General features: G+C 74.1%; 20 protein-coding genes. 8 read left to right on the plus strand and 12 right to left on the minus strand.

Going from position 1 to position 21,836, the window contains the following annotated elements:
- Positions 1-40: 40 nt before the first annotated feature.
- Complete coding sequence (cyaB, locus tag ACZ6O5_RS09365; RefSeq protein ID WP_465975747.1) at positions 41-598, minus strand: class IV adenylate cyclase; 558 nt, start codon at positions 596-598, stop codon at positions 41-43.
- Positions 599-786: 188 nt separating this feature from the next.
- Here cyaB and ACZ6O5_RS09370 point away from each other — a divergent pair, with 188 nt between their 5' ends.
- The gene (locus ACZ6O5_RS09370) at positions 787-915 is read left to right on the plus strand and encodes a hypothetical protein (protein WP_465975748.1); all 129 of its coding nucleotides are present in this window, start codon (positions 787-789) and stop codon (positions 913-915) included.
- A 9-nt stretch (positions 916-924) separates the two neighbouring features.
- Here ACZ6O5_RS09370 and ACZ6O5_RS09375 read toward each other — a convergent pair whose 3' ends face one another.
- Complete coding sequence (locus tag ACZ6O5_RS09375; RefSeq protein WP_465975750.1) at positions 925-3,081, minus strand: MMPL family transporter; 2,157 nt, start codon at positions 3,079-3,081, stop codon at positions 925-927.
- 110 nt (positions 3,082-3,191) lie between these two features.
- Between ACZ6O5_RS09375 and ACZ6O5_RS09380 the strand changes: the two genes are divergently transcribed.
- The 3 genes from ACZ6O5_RS09380 to ACZ6O5_RS09390 are packed head-to-tail and all read left to right on the plus strand — an operon-like array spanning position 3,192 to position 5,350.
- Positions 3,192-4,181: a hypothetical protein gene (locus ACZ6O5_RS09380; RefSeq protein WP_465975752.1), complete on the plus strand. Its 990-nt coding sequence runs from the start codon at positions 3,192-3,194 to the stop codon at positions 4,179-4,181.
- 35 nt (positions 4,182-4,216) lie between these two features.
- The gene (locus ACZ6O5_RS09385) at positions 4,217-4,582 is read left to right on the plus strand and encodes a VOC family protein (protein WP_425785929.1); all 366 of its coding nucleotides are present in this window, start codon (positions 4,217-4,219) and stop codon (positions 4,580-4,582) included.
- 33 nt (positions 4,583-4,615) lie between these two features.
- Positions 4,616-5,350 (plus strand): YqjF family protein, encoded by a 735-nt coding sequence (locus ACZ6O5_RS09390; protein ID WP_465975754.1) that lies wholly within the window; start codon positions 4,616-4,618, stop codon positions 5,348-5,350.
- A gap of 18 nt (positions 5,351-5,368) precedes the next feature.
- Here ACZ6O5_RS09390 and yidD read toward each other — a convergent pair whose 3' ends face one another.
- Positions 5,369-5,740 (minus strand): membrane protein insertion efficiency factor YidD, encoded by a 372-nt coding sequence (gene yidD / locus ACZ6O5_RS09395; RefSeq protein ID WP_281944185.1) that lies wholly within the window; start codon positions 5,738-5,740, stop codon positions 5,369-5,371.
- A gap of 127 nt (positions 5,741-5,867) precedes the next feature.
- On the opposite strand from yidD, the gene ACZ6O5_RS09400 reads away from it, so the two are divergent.
- Positions 5,868-6,728, plus strand: coding sequence for an AraC family transcriptional regulator (locus tag ACZ6O5_RS09400; RefSeq protein ID WP_465975756.1), 861 nt, complete (start codon positions 5,868-5,870; stop codon positions 6,726-6,728).
- Here the strand turns inward: ACZ6O5_RS09400 and ACZ6O5_RS09405 are convergent.
- Entirely contained in the window at positions 6,725-8,005 is a 1,281-nt protein-coding gene (locus tag ACZ6O5_RS09405; protein WP_465975758.1) for a phosphotransferase family protein, read from the minus strand. The two genes, ACZ6O5_RS09400 and ACZ6O5_RS09405, sit on opposite strands and share 4 nt — an antisense overlap.
- A 107-nt stretch (positions 8,006-8,112) precedes the next feature.
- On the opposite strand from ACZ6O5_RS09405, the gene ACZ6O5_RS09410 reads away from it, so the two are divergent.
- On the plus strand, positions 8,113-8,706 hold the full coding sequence (locus tag ACZ6O5_RS09410; RefSeq protein ID WP_465975760.1) for a hypothetical protein: 594 nt from the start codon (positions 8,113-8,115) through the stop codon (positions 8,704-8,706).
- Between the two features lie 21 nt (positions 8,707-8,727).
- Here ACZ6O5_RS09410 and ACZ6O5_RS09415 read toward each other — a convergent pair whose 3' ends face one another.
- On the minus strand, positions 8,728-9,873 hold the full coding sequence (locus ACZ6O5_RS09415) for a hypothetical protein (RefSeq protein WP_465975762.1): 1,146 nt from the start codon (positions 9,871-9,873) through the stop codon (positions 8,728-8,730).
- Positions 9,874-10,139: 266 nt separating this feature from the next.
- Here ACZ6O5_RS09415 and ACZ6O5_RS09420 point away from each other — a divergent pair, with 266 nt between their 5' ends.
- Positions 10,140-11,681 (plus strand): gluconokinase, encoded by a 1,542-nt coding sequence (locus ACZ6O5_RS09420; protein ID WP_465975763.1) that lies wholly within the window; start codon positions 10,140-10,142, stop codon positions 11,679-11,681.
- A 22-nt stretch (positions 11,682-11,703) separates the two neighbouring features.
- On the plus strand, positions 11,704-13,221 hold the full coding sequence (locus ACZ6O5_RS09425; RefSeq protein WP_465975765.1) for a GntP family permease: 1,518 nt from the start codon (positions 11,704-11,706) through the stop codon (positions 13,219-13,221).
- Between the two features lie 217 nt (positions 13,222-13,438).
- Here the strand turns inward: ACZ6O5_RS09425 and ACZ6O5_RS09430 are convergent, their stop codons facing one another.
- The 7 genes from ACZ6O5_RS09430 to ACZ6O5_RS09460 all read right to left on the minus strand — a co-directional run bounded on the left by ACZ6O5_RS09430 (position 13,439) and on the right by ACZ6O5_RS09460 (position 21,757).
- On the minus strand, positions 13,439-13,723 hold the full coding sequence (locus tag ACZ6O5_RS09430) for a putative quinol monooxygenase (RefSeq protein ID WP_281943896.1): 285 nt from the start codon (positions 13,721-13,723) through the stop codon (positions 13,439-13,441).
- A 26-nt stretch (positions 13,724-13,749) separates the two neighbouring features.
- Positions 13,750-14,508, minus strand: coding sequence for a MerR family transcriptional regulator (locus ACZ6O5_RS09435; RefSeq protein WP_405092593.1), 759 nt, complete (start codon positions 14,506-14,508; stop codon positions 13,750-13,752).
- A gap of 55 nt (positions 14,509-14,563) precedes the next feature.
- A complete protein-coding gene (locus tag ACZ6O5_RS09440) occupies positions 14,564-16,843 on the minus strand; it encodes a putative bifunctional diguanylate cyclase/phosphodiesterase (RefSeq protein WP_465975768.1) in 2,280 nt (759 codons plus the stop codon).
- Positions 16,844-17,049: 206 nt separating this feature from the next.
- On the minus strand, positions 17,050-18,603 hold the full coding sequence (locus ACZ6O5_RS09445) for a glycosyl hydrolase (protein ID WP_465975770.1): 1,554 nt from the start codon (positions 18,601-18,603) through the stop codon (positions 17,050-17,052).
- Positions 18,604-18,696: 93 nt separating this feature from the next.
- On the minus strand, positions 18,697-20,151 hold the full coding sequence (locus ACZ6O5_RS09450) for a hypothetical protein (protein ID WP_465975772.1): 1,455 nt from the start codon (positions 20,149-20,151) through the stop codon (positions 18,697-18,699).
- Between the two features lie 43 nt (positions 20,152-20,194).
- A complete protein-coding gene (locus ACZ6O5_RS09455) occupies positions 20,195-21,265 on the minus strand; it encodes a hypothetical protein (protein ID WP_465975773.1) in 1,071 nt (356 codons plus the stop codon).
- Positions 21,266-21,523: 258 nt separating this feature from the next.
- On the minus strand, positions 21,524-21,757 hold the full coding sequence (locus ACZ6O5_RS09460) for a zinc-ribbon domain-containing protein (RefSeq protein ID WP_107158271.1): 234 nt from the start codon (positions 21,755-21,757) through the stop codon (positions 21,524-21,526).
- Between the last annotated feature and the right edge of the window lie 79 nt (positions 21,758-21,836).

Here is a 21,836-nt window from a genome sequence, read left to right on the forward strand (position 1 = left end):
CTCGGCGGCTACCCATGGCGCAGCGTGAGTCGCCGACCGCTCAGACCACGACCGCCGACGCCGCCCTGATCAGCGAGTCGTAGGTTGCCGTGCTGCGGTCCAGCGCGACCCCGAGCGACCGGGCGAACTGGTCCAGCTCCGCCTGCACCTGCGTCGCCGCCCGGCCGTCGCCGACCATCGCCTCGATTTCGAAGAACGCCCCGAGCCCGTCCACCTCGTCCAGGCAGAGCACCATCTCACCGAGGCGGGCGGTCCGGCGGGTCTTCATGATGCGTACCGTCGGGTGGAAGCCCATCGCCAGGATCGCCGCGTGCATCTCGCTGCGGCCGAGCACCTCGGTCTCGTGTTCCTGGCAGGCCAGCTCGTTGTCGAGCGGCGTCTTGACGCAGAACAGGTGCCGACCGTCCTGAGTACGCAGCCGGGCGAAGGTTCTGCCCTGCTTGCTCTGCCCGTAGTCCCACCCATTGGCCGCGTACGCCTGGTCGTCCTGACGCGATTCCGCCGAGAAGACGACTCCCTTGGCGGCCAGCGCCCGGATCAGGGCGTCGGGCTCCGCGACCCGGTACTTGACCTCGATCTCCCGGATGTCGTCGGTCATCACGTCTCCATGGCTGTGGGCCGCCGCGTACCCGGGGTACTCAACCACAGCCACGCATCGGCCGGCCGGCGACACCCCGGGGTCGCAGTTGCCGCAGGTCAGCCCAGCTCACCCGCCAGCGCGGTCGAGCGCACGAACCGCAGCAGCGCGACGAGTACCTGTTCGAGGCGATCCGCGCCGGGGACGCGTTGCTCTCCCCCGCCGTCACCCGTCGGGTGCTGGCCGCGGCGGCCCGCTCGCCGGTGGCCGCCCGGGACCGCGCCCAGCTCGTGGTGATCGCGTACGAGAGTGGGCTGGTGCGCCCCGGCGAGGCGTGACCCGGCCGACTACCCGACGTCGACGGTGGCTGGCTCCGGTTCGGCCGGCCGGCCGCCGTCGCGCCGCTCGTCGCCGTGCCCCGGCCACCACGCCTTGTGCCCGATCAGCCCGGTCAGCGCCGGCACGAAGAACATCGACATGACGAACGCGGACAGCACGATCCCGATCGCCACCGCGAAGCCCATCTGCTGGAGGAACGAGATCGGCGCGAGCATCAGCACCCCGAACGTGCCGGCCAGGATCAGCCCGGCCGCGGCGATGGTCGGGCCGGCGTGTTCCACACCGATGGCGGCGGCCCGGTGTGGTTCGTGGCCCTCGCGGGCCTCCTCGCGGAGTCGGGCGATCATGAGGATGTTGTAGTCGGTGCCGATCGCCACCACGAACAAATAGAGGATGATCGGGAGCTGGAACGTGACGCCGGGTTTGCCCTGGAGCCCTTGGAACAGGTAGACGGTCGCGCCCAGCGTGGCGGCGAAGTTGAGCAGCACGGCGATCACCAGGTAGACCGGCGCGACGAGGCTGCGCAGCAGCAGCCCGAGGATGAGCGCGATCAGGGCGGCGGCGACCGGCAGGATCACCGACAGGTCCCGGTTGTTGGCCGAGTTGATGTCGGCGAAGATCGCGGTCGGGCCGCCGACCAGCGCCTTCGTGCCCTGCGGGGCCTTGGCGTGCAGCGCGTCGCGCAGGTCGTCGCGGACCAGGGCGATCGCCTCGTTGGAGACCGGGTTCTCGTCGAGCAGCACGTTGATCCGGGCGACGCTCGGGTCGGTGGTGCTGCGCTCGGCCGGCTGCACCCGGGCCACGCCGGGCGCGTCGGCCGACGCGGCGGCGAACGCGTTCACCTGCTGGTCGGTGAGCGGGGTGCCGTTGCCGGTGGTCAGGTAGACCTCGGTGGGCGCGAGCGCGCCGGCGGCGAAGCCGCGCTGGAGGTCCTTGGCGGCCCGTGCCGACTCGGTGTCCTGCGGGAAGCCGGTGCTGAAGTCGTAGTCGGCCTGGTAGCTGAGCACGCCGGCGGCGAGCGCGACGAGCAGCGCGCCGGATGCGGCGGCCACCACGGCGGGTCGGCGGCCGACGGCGGCGCCGAGCCGCCGGGACAGCGTCGCCTTCGGTTGGCGCTGCCACGCCTTCGACGGCCAGAACACCCAGCGGCCGAGCAGCGACACGATCGCCGGGATCAGGGTCAGCGAGGTGATCAGCATGACGCCGACGGCGATGGCGAGCGCCGGGCCGAGCGAGCCGAAGAAGCCGAGCGAGGCGAGCAGCAGCACCAGGAACGCGACGATGACCGCGCCGGCGGCGGACGTGATGACCTCCCCGACCCGCTGCACCGAGACGATCATCGCGGTGCGTTTGTCGTCGCCGGCGCGCAGCCGTTCGCGGTAGCGGAACAGCAGGAACAGGATGTAGTCGGTGCCGATGCCGAACAGCACGATCAGCAGGATGGTCTGGAGGTCCTGGCTGACGTTGAGGTCGAACGCCTTGCCGGCGGCGGCGACCAGCCCGGTGGTGACGGACATGACCACGCTGATCACCACGACCGGCAGCAGCGCGGCGATCGGGCTGCGGAAGATGATCAGAATCAGCCCGATGATCAGGACGATGGTGGCGACGCCGACGATCGCGAACGCCGAGTTGAACGTGTCCTCGTTGTCGACGAAACTGGCCACGTCGCCGGCCACCCCGGCGGTCAGGCCGCTGCCGGCCAGGTCCGGCCCGAGCGCGGCGCGCAGGTCGCGTACGGCGTCGAGCAGTTTCGGGTCGCCCGGGTTCTCGGCGTCGAGACCGACGGAGATGATCTGCACGGACCGGTCCGGCGCGACGGCCGGCGGGCCGGTCAGGTAGCCGGAGGTCTGCGGGATGTTCCGGCCCTTCAGCGTCTGGGCGAGTTGCCCGACGCGAGCCTCGTCGGCGGCGCTGAGCGGCGTGCCGTCGCCGCGTTTGACCACGATGGTGGCGGTGGCGGTGGCCGCCTGCGGGAAGGCCCTGGCGCCCAGCTCGGTGGCCTGCACCGACTCGTAGGAGCGCGGCAGGAAGCTCTCCTGGTCGGCCGAGGTGATGTCGCTCAACGACGGGCTGGTGACCACCACGGCGATCGCGGCGAGGACCCAGCCGCCGATCACCCACCATGCCTTGCCGACGACGAACCTGCCCAGTCGCTCGAACATCGTTTCCCCCGTGGAGTTCGACTGTCTCGCCAGCATCCTACCGTCGGTGACCAATCCTTTTCGGACGGCACGCGCGGTTGTGTCGATGAACGGCGTGCGAGGATCGGTGGATGAGCGTTCGGTGGCCCGGTCCGGGTGTCCTGGCGGCGTGGCTGCTGGCGACCGTGCCGGTCCCGCTGCTCTTCTTCGAGGTGACCCACCGGTGGGAGGAGGACCCGTCGCTCGCCCCCGCGCTGTGGTGGCCGGTGCTGGCGTCGCCGGTGCTCGCCGCCCTGGTCGCGGCCGGTCAGCCCCGCCGTCGCGGCGTCGCCGGCCCCGCGCTCGCGGTGGCCGTCGCCACGCCGGTCACGGCCGTCCTGCTGGGTGCGTCGCTGGCGTTCTTCCGCTGGGTGGTGCCGCTGACCGGCGAGGCCCGCTGGGGGCGGGCGCTGCTCGGCGGCCTGGCGCTCGCGGTGGCCGGCGCGCTGACCGGGTACGCCGCCGGCGCGCGCCTGCCCCGCCGGGACCGGCCGCCGTCGCGGCGCGGCTACCTGGTCGGCGCGCTGGCCGTCGTGTTCGGGGCGCTGCTGACGCAGTCCGCGGTCCGGCTCGGCGCCGAGGGCAGCACGACCGGGGAACCCCTTCGGGAGTACGGCGGCACGGGCCCCTACGCGACGTCGGCCGGGCGGGTCACGGTGCCGGCGCCCGGGGCGTACGCGATCTTCGGGGTGGGTTTCGCACCGGCGGACCCGGACTGCCGGCTCACCGGCGCGGGCGCGGCGGTCCGGGTGGCGGAGCCGGTCCGGGTGCCGCCCGGCGGCTACGGCGGGGACGCCGCCAGCTACGCCTGGGTCGCCTCGGTCCGGCTGCCGGCGGCCGGGGCGTGGACGCTGACCTGCCGCACGTCGGATCCGGAGGCGTCCTACGTGGTCGGCGACGAGCCGCGGATCCGGGGCGCGGTGGGCGCGCTGATCCACTGGCCGGTGGGGGTGATCTGGCTGCTCGGCGCGCTCCCCGGCCTGCTCGTCGGCGTGGACACCGCCCGGCGGCGGCGTGCCGCCCGGCGGGTGGGCGGGAGTGCGGCGCCCGAACGCCCGGGAAGTGTCGTAGTGGGCTCGTAGCCTGGCGGGGTTCTCGACGATCACAGGGAGACGACGTGCTCGACCACTTCTCCGTAGCGGTGCGCGACCTGAGGGCCAGCGGCGCCTTCTACGACACGGTCCTCGCCCCGCTGGGCGGCCGGCGGATCATGGAGCCCGGGCCGATCGGCTACGGCGTCGACACGCCCGACTTCTGGGTCGAGCCCGCGCCGGCCGACGCCGCCCCGGCGCCGCTGCACATCGCGTTCACCGCGCCCGACCGGGCGGCCGTGCAGGCGTTCCACGACGCGGCGGTGGCCGCCGGCGCCGAAGTGCTGCACGCGCCGAAGGTCTGGCCGGAATACCACGCCGCCTACTACGGCGCGTTCGTCCGCGACCCGGACGGCAACAACGTCGAGGCGGTCTGCCACCGGCCGGAGTGACCCGCCGGCCCGGCGGGGAGGCAGGATGGTCGGGTGGAGATCGAACCGGTCGAGCACACGCCCGCACGCGCGATCCGTCGGGCCTGGCTGGCGCAACGCTGGCACGATCTCACGTTCCTGCACTGGGCGGTGCCGCCGGAGCGGGTCGCGCCGCTGCTGCCGGCCGGCACCCGTCCCGACACGCTCGACGGGCTCAGCTACGTCGGGCTGATCGGCTTCCGGATGGTCGGGCTGGGGTTCGGCCGCGGGCCGGGGGTGCCCTACTTCGGCACGTTCTGGGAGACCAACGTGCGGCTCTACTCGGTCGACGGGGCCGGCCGGCGGGCGGTGGTGTTCCGCTCGCTGGACGCGTCCCGGCTGGTGCCGGTGCTGGTCGCCCAGCTCGGCCTGCGCCTGCCCTACAAGTGGTCGGCGATGCGGCTGGAGCGGGCCGGCGACACGCTCACCTACCACTCCCGGCGGCGCTGGCCCGGCCCGGCCGGCGCGGCCAGCCGGATGACCGTCCGGGTCGGCGCGCCGATCCCCGAGCCGACGCCGCTGGAGCACTTCCTCACCGCGCGGTGGGGCCTGCACACCCGGGCGTACGGGCGCACCCGGCACCTGCCGAACTGGCATCCGCGGTGGCCGCTGCACCGCGCCGAACTGCTGCACCTGGACGACGAGCTGGTCACCGCCGCCGGCCTGCCCGCGCCGGACGGGCCGCCGGTGAGCGTGCTGCACTCCCCCGGCGTCCCGGTCGTCTTCGGCGGCCCCACGTCGGTTCCCTGACCGCGTGCCGGCCGACGGTCAGCGCAGCGGGTCGTGGGTGCCGCGCGGCACGTCGGGGCGGCACCGGCGGACCCGGTCGGCGGCCATCCGGCCACCCACCGCGAGGCCGTGCCGTTCCACCGCGGCCAGCCCGTACGCGCTGCACGTCGGCGTGTAACGGCAGGTCCCCGGCCAGCGGTGCGACAGCCAGCGCCGGTAGCCGAGGATGGCGGCCCGGCCGGCCCGGTCCACGGCCGGCGTCCGCACCAGGCCGGCGGTCACCGAGCCGAGCGTGAGCAGCGTCGAGAAGAGCCCCAGGTCGCAGCAGCCTGGGCCGTCACAGTCGAGCAGATCGCAGTCGCAGTCGCACCAGTCCCGGTGCTTCTTCTTCTTGTGGTGTCGCTTCCGCATGATCACGAGGCCATGATGCGACACCCCCGCCAGTGGCGGCTCAGCCGACCGGGACGGGGCCGGTGCGGGCGGGGTCACGGGCAGCCGGAACCATGGCGTCGAGGGCGAACCCAGGAAGGAGCATCCGGTGCTGGATCGGCTCAACCAGGCCATGGACCACCTCGAACAACGGCTCGACCAGCCGCTCGACGTGGCCGCGCTGGCCCGCGTCGCCTGCACGTCGGAGCACCACTTCCGGCGGCTCTTCTCGGCGCTGGCCGGGATGCCGCTGTCGGAGTACGTGCGCCGTCGCCGGCTCACGCTGGCCGGCGCCGACGTGCTCGCCGACCGGGAGTCGCTGCTCGACGTGGCGATCCGGTGGGGCTACGGGTCGAACGAGGCGTTCGCCCGCGCGTTCCGGTCCGTGCACGGCGTCGGCCCGGCGCAGGCACGGCGCACCGGTGCGGTGCTGCGGTCCCAGCCCCGGATGTCGTTCCGGCTCGTCGTCGAGGGCAGCCGCAGCATGGACTACCGGATCGTGACCAAGGACGCCTGCCACCTCGCCGGCCGTAAGGCCCGGGTGCCGCTGGTCCACGAGGGGATGAACCCGCACATCGTGGCGTTCGTCAGGGGCGTGGACCCGGACACCGTACGCCGGATCGAGGCGCTGTCCGACCAGGAGCCGCGCGGCATCGTCAACGTCAGCGACGACCTGGCCGGGTCCCGCGCGGAGGGCACCGAGCTGGACTACTGGCACGCGGTGGTGACCGGTGGCCCGGTGCCGGCGGACCTGGACACCCTGCCGGTGGCGGCCGGCGACTGGGCGGTCTTCCGCAGCTCCGGCGCGTTCCCGCAGGCGTTGCAGCACCTCTGGCGGGACGTGTTCACCCAGTGGTTCCCGTCCAACCCGTACGAGATCCGCCCCGGGCCGGAGATCTCCCGGGTGCGGATCGCCGAGGGCGGCGGCACCGCCGACGCGGAGTTGTGGATCCCGGTGCGCCGGGTCTAGCGGCGCACCTCGGTGGCGGCCCGCGCCAACGCGGCCGGCACGTCGAGTGCGTGGTAGGGGTGCTCGCTCGGCTCGATGCCGGCGAGGAACATCGCGTACCCGGCGGCCAGCCGCAGCGGCGCGACCGGCCGGAGCAGGTCGACCGCCCGGTGCGGGTCGCAACCGGGCGCGTCGGCCCGCCACCGGTCGGCCCACGCGTCGACCAGCCGGGCGGCGGCCGGCACGGCCAGGCCCTCGGCCAGACGCAGGACGTCGAACGCGGGGTGGCCGACGAACGCGTCCGCCCAGTCGATGACGACGCGCCGGGTGCCGTCGCCGCGGACGTTGCCGGGGTGCAGGTCGCCGTGCACGAGCGTGTCGGGCAGCCCGCAGTCGCGGACCCGCCGCAGCCGCTCGTCGAGCCCGTCGAGCAGCTCCGCGGCGACCGACACGTCGTGCCCCGCCAGCCACCTCCGGATCCACCCACCCAACCGCATCCCGCGAAGGTCGGGTACGCCGTCCGCGACCAGCCGACCCACCTCCCCCACGGCTCCCACCTGCACCGCATGGTGCACCACCGAGATGCCGGCCAGCTCCGCCTCCCCCGCCCCGTACCGGTCCTCCCCCCGCACGTGCTCCACCAGCACCCGTCCCTCCCCACCCACCGCCAGCACCCCCGGCCCGACCCCGGCGTCGTTGACCAAGGAGTTCGCGGCGCCGGCGAGATCGACGGAGACACGAACTCCTTGATCGACCGGGGAGGTGAGGGAGGTGGGGAGCGGGAGGGTGGTCAGCCAGGTCAGGACGGCGGGTTCGTGGTGGGCGAATGGGGGGAGGTGTTTCAGCCAGGCCGGGCCCGGTGGGGTGTCCAGGCGCCAGATCGCGGAGAGGTTCCAGGTGCGCTGCTGCGCCACGGCGGTCACCGGGCGGCCGAGGCGGCGCAGCTCGTCGACGGCCCAGGCCACGCTGCGGGCCGGGCCGTCGGGCTCCGCCCACGGCTGGCGCAGTGGGTGCGGTGCGAGGTCCACCACGACCGGCTCCAGGGCTATGCCGGACGCCGCGGCGGCGGCCGAGGCCCCGGTGAGCTGGGCCAGGTAGCGGACGTGGCCGCCGGGTGGGTGCGGGCGGTCGGCGTCGAGCAGCCGCAGCACGGCCACGTCGACGCCGTGCCGGTGGCGGACGCCGTCGACGATCGACGCGACCTGCTGCCACCACGGGTCCGGCACGTCGAACGGGGGCAGCGCGCCGAGCGGCCGGCCGGCGGCGTCGACCAGGACCACTGTCACGGTGCGGGACACGGCCGGACGCTAGTCGAGCACCCCTACGGGAGGCGAACGAATTGATCCGGGAGCCTGCGGGGCGGCTCCCGGATGTCCCGGCGACGGGCGGCGGACACGCTGGGGCAATGAACCTTCTCGACTCCCGGACGGGTCCCGCGTACCGCTGGTTGCGGCCGGTCGCGGTGACCGCCGCGTTGCTGCTGCTCGGCTACGGGCTGCTGCGCCTGCTCGACCGCCTGGACGGGCACAGCGACAAGGGCGCCTGGGCGTGGAACACCGGGCACACCCTGTTCCTGTTCGGCGTGCTCGGGTTCGGCGCGCTGATCGTCGGGTTGCACGGCCTGCTGCGTACCCCGTCGGGCCGGCTGCGGACGCTCGACGACGTGGCCGCGCTGGCCGGCCTGGTCGGTGCCGCCGCCTTCGTCTGGGTGATCCTCGGTGACCTGTTCCCACGCTTCGCCGACGCGGTGGACACCCCCGGAGTGGTGCTCGTCGGCGGGCCGGCGCTGTTCGAGCTGGGTCTGCTGGTGCTGCTCTACCGCGCGGCGGCGGCGCGGCTGCTGCCGGTGTGGGCGCCGGTGCTGGTGCTGGTCGGGTTCGTGGCGATCGCGGTGAACCTGGACCTGCTGCCGGTCGGGTCCGCGCTGGTCCTGGCCGGCCTGCTGCCGCTGCGCGGCCGGGGTGTTAAGCGGGGGCCCCGCCTATACCGGAAGCGTTAACAGGGGGCCCCGCCTTACACCTCAGCTGAAGAGGGTGCGGTGGTTGGCGCAGGCGTCGCGCTGGCCGCCGGTCCGGCTGATCGTGCCGTCCCGGCACTGCACCAGCCAGCCCCGACCGGACCAGAACCCGGGTACGCACTCGAACCAGTCGCAGACGCCGGCGGCCGGCTTGCGGATCCGGTCGCCGCCGCAGAAGTCGTACCCGAAGGGGTTCACCGGGGCGCCGCAGCGCCGTTCGGTGGCCGGCTGCGGGACGGCGCCGCGCGGCGCCGCGGGACGGCTGCGGCGCGACTCCGGGTCGGTGCTGGGCCGGACCTGGACGGCGGGGGCGACGACCGGTGGCGCGGGCGTGCCGGTGGCCGCCGGGGTGGCGGCGGCGGCGCGTTCCGACCCGGCCCGGGTGGGCGGGTTGGACTCGACGAGCATCGCCGGCACGGCCAGCGCGAGCGCCGCGCCCACCGCGACGGTCCGCCGGCCGCCGGGCACCAGCGCGGCGGGCCGGGCCTGGCCCGGGGTGAGCACGGCCGGGCGCTGCGGGCGGGACTCCGCGTGCTCGTCGAGCAGTGCGTCCAGCTCGGCGACGACCGCGGCGCGCTGCTCGATCGCGTCGGCGAAGGCCAGCGTGAGCGTGAACCGGAAGTCGGCCGCCGCGCCGGTGGGCAGCAGCAGCCCCGAGGTACGCCGCCGGTCCAGCACCTGGATCAGGGTGACCGGCGCGGCCGGGTCGTGGGACAGCCCGGTCATCCGGCCGTACACCCAGTCGCGCCGCCCGCGCCCGCCGAGCAGCACCAGCCGCCGGTTGGTGAGCACGGCCAACCCGGCGTCGGCCACCCGCACCCCCTCGGGGCGGCGCGGGCGCAGCACCGCCGGGTCGGGGTCGACGGTCAGCTCGGGGGCCGGCAGCACGGCGGTGTGCCGCACCTCGACCAGTTGCGCGGCCGGCAGCGTCCAGAAGACCACCTCGCCGGGGGCCAGCTCCATCGGCAGGCCCACGCCGGCCCGCACCGAGCCGTGAAAGGAAACCGCGAGGGTACGCAGGCGACGCAGCTCGTCGTCGCGGCGTCGCCACGCCTCGTCGGCCGCGCGGAAGGCCCGCTGCCGCCGTTCGTTCTGCCGGTGTGCCCACCGGTAACGCCATGTGGAACCCGTCGAATCAGTCATCGCCACGCCGACTCCTCCGCCGCGCGAGCCCACCAACCGGGGTGTCACTGGTGTCAACGGTGATTCGGGGGTACGAAGACACGCAAAAGTTACCAATTAGACCGATTGGCTGATTGACGGTCGCAATCGGGGGAAAGCGCTGCGGTGATTCACGTTTCGTGTGGGCCCGCCCCCGGCCACCCCGCTTCGCCATGCGGGCCGGTGGGCACGTCGGTAACGTCAGCCGCAGGGCGGGGCGTCCGCGGCCCCCGGCGGCGAGTGGAGGTGCACCGGTGGGCGACGCGGCCGTCGTGGTGGGCGTAGACATCGGCACCACCAGCAGCAAGGCGGTCGCGTTCGACACCGACGGCCGGCAGTTGGCCAGCCACTCGATCGGCTACCCGCTGGAGGAGCCGCACCCGGGCTGGGCCGAACAGGACCCGGACCTGATCTACCAGGCCGTGCTCGGCGTGATCCGCGCGGTCGTCGACGAGCTGGGCCGGCCGGTCGCCGGCCTGTCGTTCAGCACCGCGATGCACAGCCTGATCGGGCTGGACGCCGACGGCAACCCGCTCACCGCGTCGATCACCTGGGCCGACTCCCGGGCCAGCGCGCAGGCCGAACGGCTGCGGGCCGCGCCGTCCGGGCTGGCCCTGCACCGGCGCACCGGCACGCCGGTGCACCCGATGGCGCCGCTGTCCAAGCTGGTCTGGTTCGCCGAGCAGGAGCCGAAGCTGCACGAGCGGGTGGCGCACTGGGTCGGCATCAAGGATCTCGTCCTGCGGCGGCTCGCCGAGGCGCTGGTCACCGACCACTCGGTCGCCTCCGCCACCGGCCTGATGGACATCCACCGGCTGGCCTGGGACACCGAGGCGCTGCGCGTCGCCGGCATCACCGAGGAGCAGCTCCCTCAGCTCGTCCCCACCACGCACGTGCTGCCCGGACTGACCGCCGAGGCCGCCCGGGCCACCGGCCTGCCGGCGGACACCCCGCTCGTGGTGGGCGCCGGCGACGGCCCGCTGGCCAACCTCGGGCTCGGCGCGGTCCGCCCCGGCGTGGTGGCCTGCTCGATCGGCACCAGCGGCGCGATGCGAGTGATGGTGGAACGCCCCGGCGTGGACCCGCTGGGCGGCGTCTTCTGCTACGCGCTGACCGAGGACCGCTGGGTGGTCGGCGGCGCGATCAACAACGGCGGGATCGTGCTCCAGTGGGCCCACGACGCGCTCGCCCCGGAGCTGGGCGAGCACGCCGAGGAGGAACTGCTCGGCCTGGCCGCCCAGGCGCCGGTCGGCTCCGGCGGGCTGATCATGCTGCCGTACCTGCTCAGCGAGCGGGCGCCGCACTGGAGCGCGCTGCCGCGCGGCGCGTACGTCGGGTTGACCCACGGCCACGGCCGCGCCCACCTGGTGCGGGCCGCGCTGGAGGGGGTCTGCCAGCAGCTCGCGCTGGTCCTGGCGTCGGTCCGGGCGGCCGGCAACGAGGTCCGCGAGGTCCGCGCCAGCGGCGGCTTCGCGCGCAGCCCGCTGTGGCGGCAGATCCTGGCCGACGCGTTGGGCATGCCGGTGCGCTTCCCGGCCGGGCACGAGGGTTCCGGGTTCGGCGCCGCACTGCTCGGCATGCAGGCGCTCGGCCTGATCCCCTCGGTCGAGGTCGCCGCCGACCTGGTCCGGATCGAGGAGACGGTCCGCCCCGATCCCGCCGCCGCCGCCACGTACGCGGCGTTGCTCCCGCTTTTCTCCGAGCTGTACGACGCGCTCGTGCCGACGTTCGCGTCGCTGCGGCGGCTGGCCCCGAGCCTGCCGCCGGAGCCACCACCCACCGCCCCACCCAAATGACCGAACAGAGGTCGTGATAGCCGTGGTCACACTGCTCGCCGCACCGGCGGAACCACTCACGAACGCCGGCAACACCCAACTCGTCGTCGCCGCGCTGCTCGGCATCGCGGCGGTGGTAGTGCTCATCGCCTGGGGCAAGGTGCACCCGTTCCTGGCGCTGATCCTCGGCGCGGCGGTGCTGGGCGTGGTCGCCGGCGTCTCCGCCGACAAGATCGTCACCTCGTTCAGCGGCGGCGTCGGCTCCACGGTCGGCGGCGTCGGCCTGTTGATCGCACTCGGCGCGATGATCGGCGGCATGCTGGCCGAGTCGGGCGGGGCGGACAGCATCGTCGAACGGGTGGTGAGCCGGGTCTCCGGCGGCGCGCTGCCCTGGGCGATGGCCGGGGTCGCCGCGCTGATCGGCCTGCCGCTGTTCTTCGAGGTCGGCGTGGTGCTGCTGGTGCCGATCGTGCTGCTGGTCTCGCGCCGGGTCGACGTGCCACTGATGAAGATCGGCATCCCGGCGCTGGCCGGCCTGTCGGTGCTGCACGGCCTGGTGCCGCCGCACCCGGGTCCGCTGGTCGCGATCGACGCGCTCGGCGCCAACCTCGGCCAGACGCTCGCGTTCGGCCTGCTGGTGGCGATCCCCACGGTGATCATCGCCGGCCCGGTGTTCGGCAACTTCATCTCCCGGTACGTGCCGGCCACCGCGCCGGAGGCGCTGCTGCCCACCCGGCGCGATCTGGCGGTCGCCGGGGACCGCAGCCCCACCCGCCCCGGCGGCGGGCGGGCCGACGCCGACGGCGACCTGGTCACCGAGGACGACCTGGTCAACCCCGGCGCCGGTCGTCCCGGCGCGTCGATCGACGAGCCGGCCGGGCCGCGGTCCCGCCGCGCGCCGGCGCTCTGGGCCGCCGTGGTCACCGTGCTGCTGCCGGTGGCGCTCATGCTGCTGCGCGCCATCGGCGAGCTGACCCTCGACGAGGACACCGCCGGCCGCAAGGCGCTGGACATCGCCGGCACCCCGATCGTCGCGCTGCTCGCTGGCGTCATCTTCGCCATGGTCTTCCTGGGCTACCGGAACGGCTTCAGCCGCACCCAGGTCTCGGGTTTCCTGGGTGGCTCGCTGCCGGCGATCGCCGGCATCCTGCTGATCGTCGCCGCCGGTGGCGGCTTCAAGCAGGTGCTGGTGGACGCCGGCGTGGGCAACCTGGTCGCGGACGCCGCCACCGGCGCCAACCTGTCGCCGCTGCTGCTCGGCTGGCTGGTCGCGGTCGGCATCCGGGTCGCCACCGGCTCGGCCACGGTCGCCACCATCACCGCCGCCGGCATCGTCGCGCCGCTGGCCGCCACGCTCCAGGGCCCCGAGGTGGCGCTGCTGGCGCTGGCGATCGGCTGTGGGTCGCTGTTCTTCTCGCACGTCAACGACGCCGGCTTCTGGCTGGTGAAGGAGTACTTCGGGCTGACCGTCGGGCAGACCATCAAGAGCTGGTCGGTGATGGAGACCATCATCTCGGTGGTCGGCTTCCTCGGCGTCCTCCTGCTCGACGTCTTCGTCTAGCGGCCGGCTGCGCGGGACGGGTCCTGCTTCCGCTCCTTTGGAGCTGATAGCAGGAACGACTCACGGTCGGCCGCCGCAGCCGTAGCCCGCCATGGGCTGCGGCTGCGGCTGCGGCTGGGGCTGGGGCTGGTGATAGCACCAACGACTCAGCTCCAAAGGGCGACCACCGCACCCTGCCCGTCGGCCGGAGCGGCAGGCACCGCGGGACCGCCCGCGGTCAGGGGGCCTCGACGCCGGAGATGCGGAACTTGTGCACCTCGGCGCCGAGGATCGCCGTCACCTGCGCCGCGTCCGGCCCGGAACCACGGAACGCGAGCAACTGCTCGTCGGACTCCCACCGCTCGTACACGTTGATCCGGCCCGGCTCGACCAGGTCGGCGCTGACCGCGAAGTCGACGCAGCCGGGTGCGGCGCGGGCCGCGCGGACGGCCTCCGCGCAGGACGCCAGGTAGGCGTCCCGCCGGGCCGGATCGACGTAGAGGGTGCCGGCGACGATGAACATCCGGCCATCGTGCCATCCGGGCGGGCTCAGGCCCGGCTGATCGCGTTGGCGTGGATGGCCTCGTTCAGGTAGGCGGCCATCCCGGGCCGGATCGTCTCGAAGTACGCGGTGAACCGGGGGTCGGCCACGTACATGTCGGCCAGCCCGGTGTGGATCTCGTACGAGCAGTCGTACCACCACTCGGTGATGAGCTGGCGGTGCTCCTCGGCCAGCGCCATCGCCTCCGGGCCGTCGGCCGGCGCGCCCGAGTCCATCAGCGCGGCGAACCGCCGCCCCCAGTCCTCGTTCACCGCCTTGTTGCGCAGCCAGTCCTCCTTCGAGTAGCGGCTGGCCCGCTGCTGCGACTGCCGGTACGCCTCGGTGTCACCCCACCGCTGCTCCACCTCTTCGGCGTGCTCGTCCGGGTCGAAGTCCCCGAACACCTCGAACCGCTCCTCCGGGGTCAATCGGATCTCCAACTTCCTCGCCTCCATCGCGCGCTCGATCGCCGCGACCATCTCCTGGAGCTTGCCGATCCGCCCGGAGAGCAGCTCGTGCTGCCGGCGCAGGTGCGCCGCCGGGTCGGCATCCGGGTCGTCCAGGATCGCGGCGATCTCGTCAAGCGGGAACCCCAGCTCGCGGTAGTAGCGGATGAGCTGGAGGCGGTCCAGGTCGCGGTCGTCGTAACGGCGGTAGCCCGCCGGGGTCCGCCCGCTCGGCCGCAGCAGCCCGATCTCGTCGTAGTGGTGCAGCGTGCGGACCGTCACCCGGGCCGCCCGCGCCACCTGACCCACCGTGTACGCCATGGGTTCCCTCCCTTCCGCGACCAAGGCTCCCGCCTCCCGCAGCGTGAGGGTCAAGTCACCCGTTGATTCTCTCGTGCGCCAGCGTGGGGAGCAGGTCCGGCAGGGCGCTCGGACGGCCGTACCGCCAGCCCTGGCCCTGCCGGCAGCCGATCGCGGTGACCGCCGCGTGCTGGGCGCCGGTCTCCACCCCCTCCGCCACCACCGCCAGGTCGAACGCGCCGGCCAGCCGGTTGACCATCTCCACGGTGGCGTACGCGCGGGAGTCGCCGGCGCCCAGCCGGGCCACGAAGGATCGGTCGATCTTCAGCTCGGTGGCCGGGATCCGGTGCAGGTAGCTCAACGACGAGTAGCCGGTGCCGAAGTCGTCGATGGCGATGCGGATGCCGAGGTCGCGTAACTGGGCCAGCCGGTCGAGCACCGCCTCGCTGCCCTCGATCAGCGCCGACTCGGTGAGTTCCAGGGTGAGCGCGCGCGGCGGCAGCCCGGCCGCGCCCATCGCGCCGGTGACCGTGGCGATCAGGTCCGGCCGGCACAGGTGGGCGGCGGCGATGTTGACCGCGACGGTCACCTCGGGGGCCCGCTCCCGCCAGGTCGCGGCGGCCCGGCACGCCTCGTGGATCACCCAGCGGTCGATGGCCAGGATCAGCCCGGTCTCCTCGGCCAGCGGCAGGAACCGCGCCGGGGTGAGCACGCCGAGCCGGGGATGCCGCCAGCGGACCAGCGCCTCGGCGCTGCGCACCGTGCCGGTGGCCAGGTCGACGATGGGCTGGAACTCCATCAGCAACTGACCCTCGTCGACCGCGCGGCGCAGGTCGGCGATCAGCTCGGCCCGGCTCACCGCCGACTCGCGCAGCTCCGGCGTGCACGTGCGCCAGGCGGACTTGCCGGCCGCCTTCGCCGCGTACATGGCGATGTCGGCGTCGCGCAGCAGGTCGGTGTGCGAGCTGTGCTGCGGGCCGTACTCGGCGATGCCGATGCTGGCCGACGGGTGGACGCCGAGGTCCTCCTCGCCGGGCAGCGGTTCGAGCGCGGCGAGCAGCCGCACGGCGAGCCGCTCGGGGGCCACCGGGCGGTCCCCGGCGACAAGCACCGCGAACTCGTCGCCGCCGAGCCGGGCGACCATCCCGTCCGGGCCGGTCGCGTCCCGCATGCGCGCCGCGGTGGTGGTGAGCAGGCGGTCCCCGGCGGCGTGCCCGAACCGGTCGTTGACCTGCTTGAAGCCGTCCAGGTCGAGCAGCACCACGGCGACCGGTCCACCCGCCCGCAGCGCGCGGCGCAGCCGCCGGATGAAGGTCAGCCGGTTGGGCAGGCCGGTGAGCTGGTCGGAGTAGGCCAGCCGGCGCAGCCGGGCGACCAGCCGCAGGTTCTCGTTCGCCGCCAGCCCCTGCCGCAGCGCCAGCACCCCGAGCAGCGCCATCATGCCGACGAAGACCAGGTGCGGGGTCTGCCCGGTGGGCTGCCGGGACACCATCACCGCGACGATCGCGCCGCCCACCGGCAGGTATGGCAGAGCGACCCGCCACCACGGCGGCAGCGGCGACTCGCCGGCGTCGTCCTCCCGGTCATCGCCGCCCGGCTCCGGATCGCGGGTGGCCAGGCCGACCAGCAGGTAGCTCAGCGGCCAGCAGACGTCGACCGGGTGCCCGGGGGCGTAGCTGCCGTGCGCGACGAGGGAGACGTAGACCGCGTCGGCGCCGGCCCGGATCGCCAGGCCCGCGCCGATCAGGGTGAGCGCCCGCCACATCGGCCGGCCCGGCCCGGCGACCGCCACCAGGATGGTGAGCTGCATCAGGTCGAACATCGGGTAGAGCAGCCCGAACGTACGCAGCGGGTCGGACAGGTCGGCGGCGGCGAGGTCGCGGAACACCACCACCCAGCCGATCGGGATCAGGGCCAGCCCGACGATCACGCCGTCGAGCAGCGTGCGGGCCTGCCCGATGAGGCTGCTTCCGCCGGTCCGGGAGCAGAGCAGCGCGGCGGTGCCGGTGACGATGCCGGCGGTGAAGAGCCCGCCGACCAGCGGCGTGTGTGGCAGGTCGATCCCGCTGAGCCGCTCGACCGTCCACACCGCACGGCCGAGCGCGGCGAGGGCCATGGTGATCGCGAGCAGCCACCAGAACCGCCGCAGCGGGACCGGGTGCCGGCGGGCCGCGCCGACGCAGAGCACCGCCGCCCAGCTCGACACCGCCGTCGCGCCGAGGTCGCTGACCAGCGCCGCGCCGGGCAGGGCGGCGACCAGCCAGATCATCTCCCCGAGTACGACGACGGCGGCCGCGACGAGTCCGACACGGCCGGCGAGCGGGTGACGGGCCGGCGCCGCGGCGGCGAGGCTCACGTCGTGCGGGGGGACAACGATGCGCTCCGGCTCTCTTCCAGACGTGCGCCCTCGGTGATGAGGACCGGACGGCGGACGACGAACGGCGCAAGCCTAGTCAGCGCCGGGGGCCGCCGCCAGACTCGGTCCGGTGTCGGTCACCGGAGGTGGCGCGGGCCGTCCCACCGCAGCGGAGACGGCCCGCGTCCTCATCGGACTTCGCCGCGCTACTGGATGGTGACGTTGTCCACATAGACCGCCGAGGTGCCGCCCGCGCCGCTGCCCGGCACGAACTGCACGCCGATCTCCCGCACGTCGCCGAGGTTGGCCACGCCGGCCAGCGACAGCGACAGGTTCACCCCGGCCGAGGTGACCGCGACCGTACCGCCGTCGAACCACTGCCAGCCGGCCCCGGTCTTGACGTAGAGCTTCGCCTGGCTGCCGGTGCCGAAACTGCCCCACGGCGCGACGCGCGCGGTGGCCCGCAGCGTGCCACGCCCGCTCAGGCTGGTGGTGGCGGTCTTCTTCAGGTACGCGGCGCCGGCGCCCAGGTTGACGTCGGACTTCAGCGAGCGGGTGCCCTCCGCCGCCCACTCGGTGACCTGCCAGGGCCCGCCGGTGACGTTGACGCCGGTCCAGCCCTCGGTGCCGGACTCGAACCCGTTGAGCAGCGTGCCGCCGGACGGGGGCGGGGTGGTGCCGCCGCCACCCGGCTCGGTGACGTTACCCAGGTCGACCTCGCCCCGGTTGGCGATCCAGGAGTTGTTGAACAGCGTGCTCGCGCCGGCGTTGCGGGCCGGGCCCCAGCCGTCGTTCCAGGCCAGGAAGTAGGACGTCTTCGGGTAGCTCTGCTGGAACGCGGTGACCCAGCGCCCGTAGTCGAACGAGCCCTGGCTGTCCGGTCCGATCTCGGCGAACGCGAACGGCTTGCCCAGCCCGACCAGCTCGCTGTACGCGGACTGGATGCCGGAGACCTGCGGGTTGTCGTCGTACGCGTCCATGCCGACGACGTCCACGTAGGAGCTGCCCGGGTAGTAGGCGGTGCGGTTGCCCCGGCTGAAGTCGGCCGAGTAGACCCAGAGCAGGTTGTCCAGCCCCTTGGTGCCGGTGAGGTAGGTGTACGTCTGCTGCCAGACCTGCTTGAACGTGTTCGGGTCGCGGTTGCCCCACCAGAACCAGTCGCCGTTGACCTCGTGGAACGGCCGGAACAGCACCGGCACCCCGGCGTTCTCCAGGTCCTGGAGGCCGGCGGCCAGCTTGTCCTGGAGCTGACGCCAGCGGGCGCCGGCGGCGGTCGACGGGTTCAGCAGGTCGGCGAAGTTGCCCATCGGGGTGTTCAGCCCGCCGCCGTTGGCGTTGGCCGGGCTGGGCAGGTGCACGCTGATGGTGACCAGGCCCCCGCTGGCCGACCAGGACTTCAGCGACGAGTTGCAGGAGTAGTCGACGAGCGCGGTGATGTCGTTGTTGGTCGCCCAGCCGGAGCCGTAGTCGCAGCTCAGGATCGCCGGGTACTGGCCGGTGGCGGCGCGCAGCTCCTCGGTCTGGCTGAGCGAGAAGCCGCTGTTGCTGTAGCCGCCGAAGAAGCCGGAGGCGATCCGGTTGCTGCCGCGGTTGGGCAGGTGGGCGAGCCAGTTGAGCACGTTGCGGGTGGCGGTGGACGCGTTGGCGTTGGCCGGGGCGACGGTGTGCGCCTCGGCCGGCGCGACGACGGAGAGCGCGGTGGCGGCGGCCAGGACGGTGGCGGCGGCGGTCGACGCGAGGCGGATCCTGCGGCTTCGCATGGGTCACCTTTTCGGGTCAGGGGGTCGGGCGTGGCTGCCACCAGTGCACTACTGAACCGATTAAGTTTCAAGCATGTAAATAAACTGATGCAACTACCCGTCGTGATGCTCCGGCGGTCCGCCGTGCGTCCACGGCGTCTCCTCCGGCGTCGGGAACACGCCACCCGGCAGGTACCCGTCGGAGAGACTGGTCAGGCAGATGCGCTCCCCCACCTCCGGCACGCTGCCGGCCGGCGCGGTCAGCCCGCGCCCCATCCCGCCGGACAGCTCCAGCACCACCTCCGTCTTGCCGTCCCCGCCCGGGGTCACGAACACCACAGTCGCCTTCTGCCCCGGCCGGGCCGGCGAGTACAGCGTCGCGCCCACCGGCATCGGCACCGGCTCGACGGTCACCACCTGGATCCGGGGCCGCAGCACCGGCCGCCGGCCGGAGTCGTCCACCCGCTTCGGATCCGCCAGCGTCACCTCGCCCACGAACGCCTCCCCGGCCAGCCGGTGCTCGGCCATCACCAGCGGATCGTCGTACGCCCGCTGCACCGCCCACGCGGTCAACGCCCGCTCCAGCCGCTGCAACCGCAGCGCCGCGGCCACCGCGCCGTCCCGGCGCGGCTGCGGACCGCCGCCGGCATCCACGTGCTCGGCGTACCCGGTGAACGCGTCCCGGTCCCCCGCCCACCGGCCCGCCACCCGCGCGCCGGGCGGCAACGCCCGCAACAGCCCGACACCGCGCCACATCAGCTCCCAGGTGGGCGCGAGCTGACCGCGCAGCAGCCCGGCAAGCTCGTCGTACGCCGCCGGATCGTCCCCGGCGTACGCCTCGATCGCCGGGGCCAGCCGGTGGTTGTCGAAGTCCGGGTCGGTGGCCGGCCCGGCCGGTGGCACGAGCGCCGGGTCCTCGGCCCGGAGCGCCGCCTCGGCCCCGGTCGACCCCGGCGGCGGGTCGAGCCAGCCGAGTAACGCCGGCAGGTGCAGGTCCTCCACCGCGCTCTGCCCGGTCGCCCAGTGCAGCGTCAACGCGTCGGTCATCGCCAGCAGCGCTGCCGAGCCGGGCTGCTCGGCCCGCTCCGCGAAGAACGTCAACCAGCGGCCGAGCAGCGGCACCGACGGGTGGACCGGATAGTCGCCGTCCGGACGACGGAACCGGGTGGACCGGCCGAACAGCCGCAGGAACGTGACCCCGGCCGGGTTCGGCACCAGCAGTTGCGGCGCGTCGACGTACCGGTGGCGGACGTCCCGTCCCCGGTCCACCGCCACCGCCTCGGTCACGCCGCGGAACGAGTCCAGATAGGGCAGCACGATGCCGGCCAGCTCGGCGGCGAACGCGAACCGCTGGTCCCGGTTGCGGGGCTGCGGCACCACCAGCAGCCGGGCCTCGTCCGGCGCGGCGCCCACCAGCACGGCCAGCGGGGCGTTCGCCTCACCCGCGAGAGCCAGCGGCACCAGCACCAGCGGCCGGTCCGAGAGGTGCAGGTGCCGGACCGTGGCCACCGGCTGGGCCCGCCCGGCAGCGACCGCCTGCGCCCGGGCCAGCGCGCGCAGCGTACTCACCGCGGCTGCCCCGCTCGACGCGCCCGCGCGCTTCGGGGCGTACTCATGCGGGGTTTCCGGCGAGCGCGTCGGCGCGCAGGCGCGCGGCGGCCCGCAGCAGCGCGGCGGCCTCCGCCTGCTCCGGCTCCGGGGTACGGACGCCCGCGGCGAGCGCCAGCACGTCCGCCACCGCCGGCACACCGCCGAGCGCCTCCCGGACCGGCCGACCCAGCGCCCCGGTCTGGCCGCGCGCCTCGTGCCGGCAGAAGAAGGCCAGCTCGCAGGCGGCCAGGCAGTCCGGCGCGTAGCGGGCCGGCACCTCGTGCAGCGCGGCGGCCAGCGTGGCCGGGTCGGCCGCCGGATCGGCGGTGAAGCCGGCCGGCAGGGTCGCCAGCAGGTCGTCGACGCGGGCCATCCGGGCGAGCTGCCGGCGCAGCACCAGGAGCTGCCGACGGACGTCGAGCAGGCTGGCCACCGGCCGGTTGGCGAAGTCGCGCGGGCAGATCAGCACCACCTCGTGCGAGACCAGCTCCGGATCGCGTCCCGCGGCGGTGAGCAGCTCCCGCAACGCCAGCACGTAGACCGCGGACTGGATCGCGGCGGCGGCCACCTTGGCCGGGTCGGCCTGCCCGTCGATCACCGGAAACGACTTGATCTCCACGACGTGGAACCGGCCGGCCAGCCGCGCGGCGACCAGGTCCGGCTCCAGGTACACGCGGCGGCCGGCCACGTCCAGACCGAGCAGCGGATGGTCGAACAACGCCGGAGCGTCCCCGCCAGCCGTCAACGCCGCCCGGGAGCGTGCCGTCCGGTCCTCGTCGCCGCCCAGGTCCGTCCAGGTCGCGCCCGCCGGCACCGGTACGCCGAGCCGCTCCGCCACCAGGCGCAGCAACTCCACCCCGCCGTCCGCCTTGACCTGGGCCTCGAACGCGTTGCCCCGGGTGATGGCGAACCGGGACTGCCCGAACCGGGCCGGGAAGCCCAGCCGCTCGGCCAGCGCCGGCTTGTCCGCGCCGGCGCTGTCCAGCACGGCGCGCCGGGTGCACCCGGGGTTGCCGGTCAGCGCCGCGATGGTGCGGGCGTTGTGCCGCCGCGGCGGCCCCCCACCCCGAATCTCCCCCAGCCGATCTTCCACCCGATGAAGTGTAAGGAGGGGCCCCCGCTTAACGCCTCCGGTAGAGGCGGGGCCCCCTGTTAACACCCGCTCCGGTGGGTCAGCGGCCGGCGGAACGGTTCCACGGGGAGCGCGGGGACAGCGCGCCCGCCGTCGGCCGGCGCCGGCGACGGTGACGACGCCCGGGCGTGCAGGGTGGGCGGGCGGCGGTGTGCACCGGTACGGCGGGCGGTGTGACCATCGGCCGTCCCATCAGCCAGCAGAGGAAGCGCGTCACGGTCAGCCGACCGGAAGGCGCTCGGCCTCGGCGCGGGAGATGTCGTACTCGGCGCCGCAGAACGTGCACTGCTGCGCGTACCGGGTGCGCACCGGGATCAGCGGGACGAAGAAGAGGCTGAACTTCGTGGCCCGCCGGGTGATCACCTGTGCGGCCTGGTTGCCGCAGTGCCGGCAGACCCGGGTGACGACGCCGGACCGGGTGACCTTGGTCCGCAGCCCGAAGATGAAGAACATCGCCCGGCATTACCCACCCGCGGCACGTGTTAAGCGGGGCCCCCTCCTATACCTGAGGCGTTAACAGGGGGCCCCTCCT

This window comes from Micromonospora sp. NPDC049201 (assembly GCF_055586805.1).